This is a genomic window from Anaeromicropila herbilytica (genome assembly GCF_016591975.1).
Lineage (GTDB): Bacteria > Bacillota > Clostridia > Lachnospirales > Lachnospiraceae > Anaeromicropila > Anaeromicropila herbilytica.
In genome coordinates, this window is the sequence record NZ_AP024169.1 from 2,216,043 (window position 1) to 2,228,724 (window position 12,682).

10 protein-coding genes are annotated in these 12,682 nt (G+C 32.4%); all 10 read left to right on the forward strand.

The genetic code is table 11. The annotated features are described in order from the left end of the window. The first annotated feature begins 201 nt into the window (after positions 1 to 201). The 10 genes from bsdtb5_RS09370 to hisG all read left to right on the forward strand — a co-directional run bounded on the left by bsdtb5_RS09370 (position 202) and on the right by hisG (position 12,677). Positions 202 to 1,767, forward strand: a complete 1,566-nt coding sequence (locus bsdtb5_RS09370) for an LCP family protein (RefSeq protein ID WP_271715752.1) — start codon at positions 202 to 204, stop codon at positions 1,765 to 1,767. A 198-nt stretch (positions 1,768 to 1,965) separates the two neighbouring features. Then, positions 1,966 to 2,898 (forward strand): M23 family metallopeptidase, encoded by a 933-nt coding sequence (locus bsdtb5_RS09375; protein ID WP_271715753.1) that lies wholly within the window; start codon positions 1,966 to 1,968, stop codon positions 2,896 to 2,898. A 337-nt stretch (positions 2,899 to 3,235) separates the two neighbouring features. Continuing rightward, positions 3,236 to 4,039, forward strand: coding sequence for a GTP pyrophosphokinase (locus bsdtb5_RS09380; protein ID WP_271715754.1), 804 nt, complete (start codon positions 3,236 to 3,238; stop codon positions 4,037 to 4,039). A gap of 103 nt (positions 4,040 to 4,142) precedes the next feature. Further along, positions 4,143 to 5,510: an RsmF rRNA methyltransferase first C-terminal domain-containing protein gene (locus bsdtb5_RS09385; RefSeq protein WP_271715755.1), complete on the forward strand. Its 1,368-nt coding sequence runs from the start codon at positions 4,143 to 4,145 to the stop codon at positions 5,508 to 5,510. Then, positions 5,501 to 6,226, forward strand: a complete 726-nt coding sequence (locus bsdtb5_RS09390) for a pseudouridine synthase (RefSeq protein WP_408628613.1) — start codon at positions 5,501 to 5,503, stop codon at positions 6,224 to 6,226. Before bsdtb5_RS09385 ends, bsdtb5_RS09390 begins: the two co-directional genes overlap by 10 nt. Positions 6,227 to 6,337: 111 nt before the next feature. Then, positions 6,338 to 8,368, forward strand: a complete 2,031-nt coding sequence (locus bsdtb5_RS09395) for a YgiQ family radical SAM protein (RefSeq protein ID WP_271715757.1) — start codon at positions 6,338 to 6,340, stop codon at positions 8,366 to 8,368. Positions 8,369 to 8,728: 360 nt separating this feature from the next. Continuing rightward, positions 8,729 to 9,688 carry an RluA family pseudouridine synthase gene (locus bsdtb5_RS09400; protein WP_271715758.1) on the forward strand — a complete coding sequence of 320 codons (960 nt, stop codon included), beginning with the start codon at positions 8,729 to 8,731 and terminating at the stop codon, positions 9,686 to 9,688. An 11-nt stretch (positions 9,689 to 9,699) separates the two neighbouring features. Beyond that, the gene (locus tag bsdtb5_RS09405; RefSeq protein ID WP_271715759.1) at positions 9,700 to 10,245 is read left to right on the forward strand and encodes a Holliday junction resolvase RecU; all 546 of its coding nucleotides are present in this window, start codon (positions 9,700 to 9,702) and stop codon (positions 10,243 to 10,245) included. Between the two features lie 507 nt (positions 10,246 to 10,752). Then, complete coding sequence (hisZ, locus tag bsdtb5_RS09410; RefSeq protein WP_271715760.1) at positions 10,753 to 12,039, forward strand: ATP phosphoribosyltransferase regulatory subunit; 1,287 nt, start codon at positions 10,753 to 10,755, stop codon at positions 12,037 to 12,039. Between the two features lie 2 nt (positions 12,040 to 12,041). Beyond that, positions 12,042 to 12,677 (forward strand): ATP phosphoribosyltransferase, encoded by a 636-nt coding sequence (gene hisG, locus bsdtb5_RS09415; RefSeq protein ID WP_271715761.1) that lies wholly within the window; start codon positions 12,042 to 12,044, stop codon positions 12,675 to 12,677. The last annotated feature ends 5 nt before the right edge of the window (positions 12,678 to 12,682 follow it).

Below are 12,682 nucleotides of genomic sequence, written 5' to 3' on the forward strand. Positions count from 1 at the left end.
ATTTAGAATAATTACAAAATAAATATAGAAAAATTAAGAAATTCTTAAAATTGCTATCTGAGTTCAAAAAACACTACCAATGTACATAAATTGTGATATAATGAACTAGAATTTTATTCATGGTTTTATAATAAAGTTTTAAATAATCTAAGTAGAGCCGTCGTGATTGTATTAAAATATCATAAAAGTAGGAGCATAAGAATGAGAAACAACAAGATAGATGAAAATGATTTTATTGATAAAGATGACTTTATTAATAATGAGGATGATGCTTTAAATGAAATAAATGCATCTTTAGCAAAACAAGTATCCAATGAATTAGATGATGAAGACGACTTGGATGATGATTATGACACAGAGGATTTAGATCATATACCAAAAAAGAAATTTCCTAAGTGGGCTAAGATAACTTGTGGAATTGGAGGAGTTCTACTAGTAGTTATTATCGGAGCATTATTATATTTTAATAATCTGTTAGGATTAATAAATTATGATGATGGTAAGAATGCAAAACTAATCGCAGAATCGTTTGATAAAGATAATATATCGAAAGATAATGAAGTGGTAGACCCTAATGATGTTAAATGGCAATCAATCCTTGCAAATACAAGAAAAGAAGGAGTTGTTAATATCCTTTTAGTTGGTGAGGAAGCAATTGCTGATAATGGTCGTGGTAGATCCGATTCCATGATGATTGCTACTATTAATGTTAAGAAGAAAACACTTTCATTAACATCATTAATGAGAGATACTTATGTTCAGATACCAGGATATAGTGATAATAAATTAAATGCAGCTTATAAATTTGGTGGTATTCAGTTACTTTATGAAACATTAAAACAGAACTTCCAGGTTGAGATGGATGGTTACGTACTCGTTAATTTTAAGAGTTTTGAAAATATCATCAACGAATTAGGTGGTGTTGATATAACACTTACACAAGAAGAGGCTCATTATTTAAATCATACAAATTATATTTCTAAAAAGCAATATCGTCATGTTAAGGCAGGATTGCAAACTTTAAATGGTAACCAAGCATTAGGTTATTCTAGAGTTAGACATGTTAAGACTGGTGAAAATGTTAGAGATGATTTTGGTAGAACATCAAGACAAAGAATTGTTCTTAATGCAATCTTTGAAAAATATAAAAAGTTAAGTGCTACAGATATGGTGGGTATGTTACCAAAGATTCTTCCTTTAGTTACTACTGATTTAACAAAGGACGAGATTATTGGATATATTTCTACTTTAGCAACATTAGGTGTAGATCAATTACAGACTTTTAGAATACCAATTGATAATGGTTACAAGCCAGCAACTGTTAGAAGCATGTCTGTATTAATGATGGATACCGTTGCTGATAATGTAAAAGCACTTCATGAATTCTTATTTGGTGAGAGTGATGTAAAAGTACTTCCAAGTTCTAATGATTCAAGTAATTATAATGATTCATCAAGTGGAACAACTTCTACAACTACATCAACACCTCAGCCTGTTAGAACTGCGACACCTACAGCGAGACCAACTACAAAACCTGTTGCAACAGCAAAGCCAACAGCAACAGATACTCCTGAAACTACGGTTCCAGCTGCTACTGCTAAGCCAACAAAGGCCCCTACCAAGACTGCAGCACCTACTGTAGCACCAGTTAAGACACCAACACCAACTGAAGCTCCCGCTGAGACACAAACACCAGCAACAGAAGCTCCACAACAAACAGAAGCACCAAGTTCGGATGGCCAAGTATTAGAAGGTCAAGGACATTAATGAACGGACACTGTTTGTAAGAAAAGATATTAAATATAGAATATTTGAATAAACGATAGGCAATAGGATATTAAGGTATCCTATTGCTTTTTTAATTATTTGTTTTTCGCCGAAAGTCATGTACGAATTCCTAAAAGCATATAATTACAAAGCATATAATTACAGAGCTTTATAATGCAAAGAAAAGGTGATCTGTATATGAAAAATGAATTATCTTCTGTCAGAAAAAAGAGAAAAAGAAATTATAATATAAATAAAAACATAAATAAGAGGAACACAGAAGTTAATATTAAGAAATCAGTAGTTATGATAATGGGAATAGTAATCTTCGTCAACTGCATTCTTACTTTGATAGTAGATTTACAGAGAAATCAATCCATTCATAGCAGATTCATAGCTATAGAATTCAAACTAGAGGAATTTCGTGAAATAGATATCGCAAATAATAAAATACAATACATAAAAGAGAAAGCGAAAGATAAGAATGTAGATTTTATAGAATTACTAACTTTTAATATGATATATCATCATTATCATATTGACAAAAATGCACATATAATTACTAATTTGAAACCATATAATAAATATTTGAAAAATAAGAAATTTAAAGAAATATACCAGTACTACCAATGCGTCTTTTCTGATCTTTCCTATTTTCCTATTCCAATTAATAAGAAAAATAAGATATATGTTAATTTTGATGATTCATGGAAGAACTCAAGAACATATGGTGGAAAACGATTTCATGAAGGAACTGATATTATGAGTGATAACAATGTGAGAGGTTATTTCCCAGTGTTAAGTATTTCGCAAGGAATTGTAGAGAAAAAAGGATGGCTCGAACAAGGCGGTTATCGTCTTGGTATTCGCGCAAAAAACGGAGCATATTTCTATTATGCTCATTTATATTCTTATGCTCCAGAATTAAAAATTGGAGATACCATTATGCCAGGGCAGCTATTAGGTTTTATGGGTGATACAGGATATAGCAAAGTAGAAGGAACGGTAGGTAACTTTGATGTACATTTGCATGTCGGAATCTATTTTGACTATAAGGACCAGGAAGTAAGCGTAAATCCATATTGGATACTGCGATATTTGTCTTCATATAAATTGAGTTATTATTATTAGAAATAGAACTAAAAAGTCTTACTCAATCTAAATTGTGTATATTGTTGTGTAATTATGAATTTTGGCGTAGTCCGGCTGAAAGTATCGTTTATATTTTGTCAAGACTCAAAGTGAAAATAGGAGCGTGAGTGAGTATTTTCACTTATTTTGAGGCTTGTAAAAAATATGATACTTGAAGGAAAGGTAGCCGAAATTCATAATTATACAGCAATATACACTTAATAAATTAAATAAGACTTTTGATCCTTAATTCTATTAGAAAATTATTCACCAATTCTCTAGTTTTTATGGTATAATATCTAGGCTAGAGAATTCTAGGTGTAAGGAGTGAGGTTATATGGAGATACAATTATGGAGAGAGATACTAGATCCTTATGTGTTGGCGGTTGATGAGCTAGTAGTTAAGTTTAGGCATATTATATCCGAGTATAGAAATGCTGGTGCTTATTCGCCAATAGAGCAGGTTGATGGAAGGGTAAAATCAATTTCTAGTATATTAGAAAAAGCACAGAAAAAGAAAATTGATATTGAATATTTTGAAGAAAAGATTGAGGATATTGCTGGAATAAGAATTATATGCCAGTTTGTTGAAGATATCGATAAAGTTGTTGAATTAATTAAAAAACGCGGTGATATGGAAATTAAAAGTGAAAAAGATTATATCGCCAATATGAAAGAAAGTGGATATCGAAGTTATCATCTGATTATATACTATAATGTAAATACACTTCATGGAGTTAAGAAAATACAAGCCGAGATACAGATTCGTACCTTAGCTATGAATTTCTGGGCAACAATTGAACATTCATTACAATATAAATATAAGGGTAACATGCCGGAACATATTCGGACAAGGTTATCAAAAGCAGCTGATGCAATTATAGTACTTGATGAAGAGATGTCTGTTGTCCGTGATGAAATTATGGATGCACAGAACTCATTTAAGATTAAAGCAAATATTGTTGCTGATATCTTAACCAATATTCAGAATTTATATAAAATGGCGAATAAACGTGAAGTAGTAAAGATTCAAGATGAATTCTTCCAGATATATCAAAGTGGTGATTTAGAGCAGTTAGAACGTTTTAGTAAACAATTAGATATTATATCCGAAGGCTATAGAGCACAAAGTTTAAATTAGTAAGTTAGGAAAACGTTCTGTGTTAAGTAATCGCAAATAGGCATAAGGAAGTGGCAAAATATCGTTATATTGAACATTAAATATAGAAAGTAGTGAAGAAGAATTGAATTTACCAAAGAAATTCGAAGACCGTATGATGGAATTACTAAAAGAGGAATTCCCGTTATATAAAAAGACTTTTGAAGATACACGTTATGGTGGTATACGAGTAAATACCCTTAAGATATCAACAGAGGAATTTGAGAAAATATGTCCATTCGAGATTAGAAAGATACCTTGGATACCAAATGGATATTTCTATAATTTAAGTGATCAACCAGCAAAACATCCCTACTATTATGCAGGGTTATATTATATACAAGAGCCAAGTGCCATGACCCCAGCTAGTATATTAGAGATAGAAGAGGGAGATAAAGTACTTGATCTTTGTGCTGCCCCAGGAGGGAAGAGCACGGAATTAGCTGCAAAATTAAATGGTACAGGCATATTGGTAACGAATGATATAAGTAATTCAAGAGCAAAAGCACTACTTAAGAATGTTGAGTTATATGGAATTCGAAATGCTGTAATAACGAATGAAGATTCAGTTAAGTTAAAGAAATTCTTTCCAGAGTTTTTTGATAAAATACTTGTTGACGCGCCTTGTTCTGGTGAAGGTATGTTTCGTAAGGATGCTACTATCGTGAAGAACTGGGAGAATCAAGGTGTTGAATACTATAGCGAACTTCAAAAAGAAATTATTCTGAATGCAGCTGATATGTTAAAACCAGGAGGTATGTTGCTATATTCAACTTGTACTTTTTCACCAGAAGAAAATGAGGCTACAATTGAACATTTGTTGAATGAAAGACCTGATTTTAGCATTGAAGAGATACCAATGAAGGAAGGGTTTGCAACAGGAAGACCAGAATGGATTAATGGTAGAGAGGATTTAAAGAGATGTGTGAGACTATGGCCGCATAAGATTGAGGGAGAGGGCCATTTCTTAGCATTGCTTCGTAAAAAAAAGGATTCTCTTATAGAAGCGACAGAGGATAGATATATAGGTAAGAAAGTAAAATTACCAGAAGAATTTTATGAATTTCTTAAGGATATTAATTTTGATTTTGATGAGGATCGATTTGTTCTTAGAGAAGATAAAATATATTACAACCCAGATGTTAATATACCGGATAAGGGAATTCGAATCATTCGAGGTGGATTCTTTCTCGGAGAAATTAAAAAAAAACGGTTTGAACCTAGCCAATCTTTTGCTATGGGATTAAGTAAGGTAGATTTTAATAATATCATTGACTTGGATAGCAAAGAAAATGATGTTATCAAATACTTAAAATGTGAAACAATAGAGTTAAACAAAGAACATAAAAATGGCTGGTATCTAATCTGTGTAGAAGGTTACCCACTTGGATGGGGCAAAGTAATTGGACAAACTTTAAAGAATAAGTACCAAGCAGGCTGGAGATGGCTATAATGAAAGAAGTATTGAGACTTGATAAATATCTTTGCGATATGGGTATTGGAACCAGAAGCGAAGTGAAGACTTATATGAAAAAGGGAAGAGTCACAGTGAATGATGTGATTGTCAAAGAACCCGAAAAGAAAATTGATATTAATAAGGATCTTGTTACGTTTGATCATAACAAGGTAGGATATGTTAGCTATGAATATTATATGTTAAATAAACCTGCTGGAGTTGTATCTGCAACGTCAGACAATACTTGTGACACTGTGATAGACTTAATTGAAAGTGCAGCTCGTAAGGATTTATTTCCAGTTGGAAGATTAGATAAAGATACCGAAGGCTTGTTACTGATTACTAATGATGGAGCGCTTACACATCAATTATTATCACCAAAAAAGCATGTTGGAAAAGTATATTATGCTAAGGTAAGAGGTGTTGTAACAGAAGAAGATGTTAGAATATTTAGAGAAGGTGTTGTAATATCTGAAGATTTTAAGGCTTTGCCGGCTGAACTTGTGATATTACAATCAGATGAGATATCAGAGATAGAACTAACAATTTATGAAGGAAAATTCCACCAAGTTAAGAGAATGTTTGAAGCGGTAGAGAAAGAGGTTATTTATCTAAAACGATTATCGATGGGGATTCTCAAATTAGATGAGAATCTAGCAGTAGGTGAATATCGTGAGCTTACGAAAGAGGAACTATTGAGTTTGAAAAAGTGATTTGGTAAAGAGGATGATAACATAAAGATGGAATAATGTTATTAACCTTTTTTATAGATCTATTAAAGTTTTTGGATAGGTCATTGCATATTGAAAGGCAAAGGTATAAACATGATAAAAGATTTTTTACCAATTTGTAAAGAGGACATGGATAAAAGGGGATGGGAGGAAGTTGATTTTGTATACATCATTGGAGATGCTTATGTAGATCATCATTCTTTTGGACCTGCAATCATCAGTAGGGTTCTTGAAGCAAATGGTTACAAGGTTGGTATAATTGCACAACCTGACTGGAAAGATAAGAATAGTATCACAATCCTAGGTAAGCCAAGACTTGGCTTCTTAGTATGTGGTGGTAATATGGATACGATGGTTAATCATTATACCGTAGCGAAGAAGAAAAGAAAAGTGGATGCGTATACACCAGGTGGTGAGATGGGAAAAAGACCAGATCGTGCGACTATTGTATACTCTAATCTTATTCGAAAAGTATATAAAGATGCACCAATCATCATTGGGGGTATTGAAGCTAGTTTAAGAAGACTTGGGCATTATGACTATTGGAGTGACAGTGTAAAACGTTCAATTTTACTTGATTCGCAAGCGGACATCATATCTTATGGTATGGGAGAACATTCTATTGTAGAGATAGCAGATGCCCTTAATAGTGGAATTGCAATACAGGATATTACTTTTATTAATGGTACAGCCTATAAAGCCAAAGATTTATCCTCTGTATATGATGCGGTAACGCTTCCAACCTTCCAACAAATAGTAGAGAGTAAAGAAGTATTTGCCAAGAGTTTTTATATGCAATATTGTAATACAGATCCTTTTACGGGCAAGAGATTAGTAGAGCAATACAAGGAAAATGAGTATATTGTGCAGAATCCCCCATCAAAGCCATTATCACAAGGTGAGATGGATAGGGTATATTCCTTGCCTTATATGAGAGATTTTCATCCGATCTATAAGGAGCAAGGTGGAATACCTGCAATTGAAGAATTAAAGTTTAGTTTAGTTAATAATCGTGGATGTTTTGGAGGATGTAGTTTCTGTGCATTAACTTTCCATCAAGGACGAATTATTCAGACAAGAAGTCACGAATCGATATTAAATGAAGCACAACTTCTTATCTGGGATAAGGACTTCAAGGGATATATCAATGATGTTGGTGGACCAACTGCTAACTTTAGAGACACAGCTTGTGATAAGCAAAAGGAACATGGAGCATGTATTAATAAACAATGTTTGTTCCCAAAACCATGTAAGAATCTAAAGATTGATCATAGTGATTACCTAAGTTTACTTCGTAAATTAAGAGAATTACCAAATGTAAAAAAAGTATTTATTCGTTCAGGTATTCGTTTTGACTATCTGATTAATGATAAGGATGATACTTTTATCAAAGAATTATGTGAACATCATGTTAGTGGCCAGTTAAAAGTTGCGCCAGAGCATATCGCAGACCCAGTCTTATCGTTAATGGGTAAACCAGAAAATGCGGTGTATGAAAGATTTATAAATAAATATAAGAAGACAAATGAAGAGGTTGGAAAAAAACAATTCGTAGTCCCTTATCTTATGTCTTCTCATCCAGGGTCCACATTAAAAGAAGCAATTGCTTTAGCGGAATATTTAAGAGATCTTGGATATATGCCAGAACAGGTACAAGACTTTTATCCAACACCATCTACGATATCAACCTGTATGTATTATACAGAATTGGATCCTAGAACAATGAAAAAAGTATATGTACCAAAATCACCACATGAAAAAGCAATGCAACGAGCATTGATTCAATACCGTAATCCAAAGAATTATGATCTGGTAGTGGAAGCTCTAACACAGGCTCATAGAACGGATTTAATAGGCTTTGATAAGAACTGCCTAATCAGACCGAGACAAAATGCTAAGTATCATAAGGATTCCAATGAATCAGGTAGTGATAGAAATAAAGGTAGAAATACTAACTATAAGCCAAACAATACTAAAAATAAAGATAATAAAGATAATAAGAAGACAGATAGATTTCATGAGAAAAACGGAAAGTCAACAGACCGAAGTAATCGGAATGAAGGAAATGGCGCAGGAAGAAAGAAAAAATCTATTCGTAATGTCCATAAATCAAAAAGTAAATAATTAAATATATATAAAGATAAGGAAAGGAACAGATATAAGTTGATTTGTTTCCTTTCCTTTATATTTATAAAATACCTAATATGATTCAAGGTTAAAAGCCTTTCTTAACCTACATTGTGTATATTGATATATAGTTATTAATTTTTGCGTAGTCCGGCCGAAAGTATCGTTTATATTTTGTCAAGACTCAAAGTGAAAATAGGAGCGTGAGTGAGTATTTTTACTTGTAATGAGGCTTGTAAAAAATATGGTGCTTGAGGGAAAGGTAGCAAAAATTCATAACTATATAGCGATATACACTCAATAACTTAAATAAAGTTTTTGACTCTTGAATCCAAAATTAGAAAGGATACGATACTTATGAAAAATATAATAGTATCAAGTAACGAAGCTGGTCAAAGACTGGATAAGTTATTAGTGAAATATCTGAATAAGGCTCCGAAGAGCTTTATCTATAAAATGTTACGTAAAAAAAATATAACGCTAAATGGAAAGAAAGCAGAAGGTTCTGAAAAGCTTGAATTAAGCGATGAAATCAAATTATTCTTATCAGATGAGACAATTGATAACTTTAGCGAGCTTATTGTAACGAAGGTGGAACATAATCTTGATATTGTGTATGAAGATCGCAATATATTAATTATTAACAAACCAGCAGGAATGTTATCTCAGAAAGCAGAAGCGAATGATGTTTCCTTAGTTGAATATCTGATTTCTTATCTATTAGATACAAATCAGATTCAAAAGGAGGAGTTACAAAGCTTTAAGCCTGGAATTAGCAATCGTCTTGATCGTAACACGAGTGGGATTGTAGTAGCTGGTAAGAGTTTAATTGGATTACAAACAATGGCTGAGATATTCAAGGATAGAACCATTCATAAGTATTATTATTGTATTGTGAAAGGTGTAATAACTAAGAAGCAGATGATAGAAGGTTATCTTTCTAAAGACGAGAAAACAAATAAAGTGAGTATAAGTGAACAGGATTCAGAGGGAGCGAACTACATTAAGACAGAATATGAGCCTGTAAAGATTGGTGATAATTATACTTTACTTAGTGTAAAACTAATAACTGGACGTACTCATCAGATTCGTGCACATTTACAAAGCATAGGACATCCTATCATAGGTGATACAAAATACGGAAACGTATCCACGAATGAGTTCTTTCGAAAGAATTATAAATTAAAGCATCAGCTTTTGCATTCCTATCGTATTATTTTTCCTGAACTAGAAGGTGAACTTAGTAATCTTTCAGGTAAAGAAATGACGGCAAAATTACCTGATTATTTTGAAAAGATAATCAAAGATATATTCTAGGGGGTGAGTGGATGCCGTCATGGAATTCAAGGGGCCTTCGAGGTTCCACGTTAGAAGAACTTATTAATTTGACAAATGATAAATATAGAGTTAATAAACTAGCTTTAATTCAGAAGATTCCTACACCAATTAAGCCGATTAATATTGATAAAACGAATCGACACATTACACTTGCCTATTTTGAACAAAAAAGTACGGTTGATTATATTGGAACGGTACAAGGAATCCCAGTTTGTTTTGATGCGAAAGAATGCAATACGAAAACATTTCCACTTCAAAATATTCATGAACATCAAATTAAGTTTATGACTGAATTTGAAGAGCAAGGTGGAATCTCTTTTTTACTTATTTATTTTTCAGAGCCTGATGTGTTTTATTATTTAACTTTTGAAACCTTAATTCTTTTTTACGAACGGGGATTGAATGGAGGAAGAAAGAGTTTTCGATATGATGAATTAGACCCTTATTTTCAGATTTCAACTAACAACGGTGTTTTTGTGCATTATTTAGAACTTTTAAACAAAGACTTAGAACGAAGAGAATCAAAAAAAGTTTGACATCTATTTCTCTATACTTTATAATATCTGTATTCGTATGGTAGCGAATTATCACTGTACCACAATAAAGCGTCGGACTGATAATAACTTTATTAATATTGCTTATTAAAAAAGTTCTTTCTAAATCAATATTTCAGATGATTAATTTGCGTATGATCAACGAAATAGCTAGTGATGTAATTAATGTGAAATAAAACGTTTCACACCCCTGATTTATATGTCGCCAAAGGAGACAGATGGGAGCTAGTATGAAAGAATAAAAAATGAGTAGACTTTATATAAGAACGTTAAGTTAAGGCTTTAAGTATAATAAAATAATATTTTTAGTTTTGCTTTTGTTAGTATGAATATAAGATTATGAAATAAGATAGAGGTGTTAATGTGAAAGAAAATGTTTCACACCCTGATTTATATGTCGCCAAAGGAGACAGACGGGAGCTAATGTGAAATAAAGCGTATCACACCCCTTGATTGTACGTTGTTAGAAGCAACAGAAGGGAGCTTTTTATGAATCAGAAAATATTACATACGCCTGAAGGTGTAAGAGATATCTATAATGCAGAATGTGAGAAGAAACTATTTTTACAGGACAGTTTATATAAAGTATTAAAATTATATGGTTTTCATGATATACAAACGCCTATGTTTGAATTTGCAGATATATATAAAAAAGAACGAGGGACGATGGATGAACGAGAAATGTATCGATTTATTGACCGAGAAGGTAATACACTTGTTCTCAGACCAGATATCACTCCCTCTATCGCTAGATGTGTAGCGAAATATTATAAAGAGGAAGAATTACCAATTCGTTTATGCTATGTAGGTAATACTTTCGTTAATGGTAATAGTTATCAAGGAAAATTAAAAGAATCGACGCAATTAGGTGCTGAATTAATCTTAGATGATACTGTAGATGCAGATGCGGAAATGATTGCATTGACAATTGATTGTCTTTTAAAATCGGGTTTAAAAGAATTTCAAGTTGAGATTGGGCAAGCAGATTTCTTCAAAGGATTAGTAGAAGAAGCAAATTTTAATGAGGAAGAAGCAGAGCAAATTCGTGTATTGATTGAAAGCAAGAATTTATTTGGCGTTGAGGAGATTGTCTCAAGTAAGGAAATTGATAAGAATCTAAAAGATATTCTATTGAAGTTGCCAGAACTTTTTGGTTCATTAGATAAATTGGTATATGTAAAGAACATGACTAAGAGTGAGCGAGCAAGAAAAGCAATTGAACGTCTTGAGAAACTTTATGAGATACTAACAGAATATGGATTTGAAAAATATATTACGTTTGATCTAGGTATGTTAAGTAAATATAATTATTACACAGGCATTATCTTTCGAGCATATACCTATGGAACAGGGGAAGCAATTGTTAATGGTGGAAGATATGACAATTTGCTTAAACAGTTTGGCAAAGATGCACCAGCTATTGGATTAGCAATTGTAATCGATCAATTAATGATTGCCTTATCAAGACAAAAAATTAATATCATAATAGAAGAGCAAAATACTTTGATTTTATATGATTCTACGGCTAACTCAACCGCGATTAGAAATAATGCAATTCTTTTGGTGAATTCTCTAAGAAGTAAAGGAGCTAATACCGAGTTGCTTCGCAAAACAGGAAATAAAAATTTACAAGACTATGAAGCTTATGCTAAACAAAATCATATTTGTAGTATTTATTATCTGGAAGAAGAGGATTTTGTACAAAATATAGATGTTGAAACTAATAATGTAAATAAAATTAAGATTAGTGAATTAGTGAATCAGATAGGAGCTTAGGTATGAAGTATATTACGTTTGCACTAGCAAAAGGGCGTCTTACTAATAAAACACTTGAGATACTTGAGCGAATCGGTATCACTTGTGAAGAAATGAAAGATAAAGATTCAAGAAAATTAATTTTTATAAACGAGGAACTTAAATTAAAATTCTTTCTTGCAAAAGCAACGGATGTTCCAACTTATGTTGAATATGGAGCTGCAGATATCGGAGTTGTAGGGAAAGATACGATTCTTGAAGAAGGAAGAAAGATGTATGAAGTGATTGATCTAGGATTAGGGAAATGCAGAATGTGTGTAGCTGGTCCTAAAGAGGCTTCGAAGTATCTAGAACACGGTGAACTCATAAGAGTAGCAACCAAATATCCTAATATAGCCAAAGATTATTTTTATAATAAAAAGCATCAAACGGTTGAAATAATAAAATTAAATGGATCAATTGAATTAGCACCAATTGTTGGACTGTCCGAAGTAATCGTTGATATCGTTGAAACAGGTTCTACTCTTCGTGAAAATGGCTTAGAGGTTCTTGAAGAAATATGCAACTTGTCCGCACGTATGGTGGTAAATGAAGTGAGTATGAAGATGGAACATGAGAGAATTACAAAGTTAATTAATGATCTAAAGCAGGTATTATAAGGAGG

Excerpts from the sequence above, each read along its gene's own strand:
- bsdtb5_RS09380 (WP_271715754.1), top strand. The coding sequence starts at position 3,236 with ATGGAGATACAATTATGGAGAGAGATACTAGATCCTTATGTGTTGGCG.
- bsdtb5_RS09375 (WP_271715753.1), top strand. The coding sequence starts at position 1,966 with ATGAAAAATGAATTATCTTCTGTCAGAAAAAAGAGAAAAAGAAATTAT.
- hisZ (WP_271715760.1), top strand. The coding sequence starts at position 10,753 with ATGAATCAGAAAATATTACATACGCCTGAAGGTGTAAGAGATATCTAT.
- bsdtb5_RS09370 (WP_271715752.1), top strand. The coding sequence starts at position 202 with ATGAGAAACAACAAGATAGATGAAAATGATTTTATTGATAAAGATGAC.
- bsdtb5_RS09390 (WP_408628613.1), top strand. The coding sequence starts at position 5,501 with ATGGCTATAATGAAAGAAGTATTGAGACTTGATAAATATCTTTGCGAT.
- hisG (WP_271715761.1), top strand. The coding sequence starts at position 12,042 with ATGAAGTATATTACGTTTGCACTAGCAAAAGGGCGTCTTACTAATAAA.
- bsdtb5_RS09395 (WP_271715757.1), top strand. The coding sequence starts at position 6,338 with ATGATAAAAGATTTTTTACCAATTTGTAAAGAGGACATGGATAAAAGG.
- bsdtb5_RS09405 (WP_271715759.1), top strand. The coding sequence starts at position 9,700 with ATGCCGTCATGGAATTCAAGGGGCCTTCGAGGTTCCACGTTAGAAGAA.
- bsdtb5_RS09400 (WP_271715758.1), top strand. The coding sequence starts at position 8,729 with ATGAAAAATATAATAGTATCAAGTAACGAAGCTGGTCAAAGACTGGAT.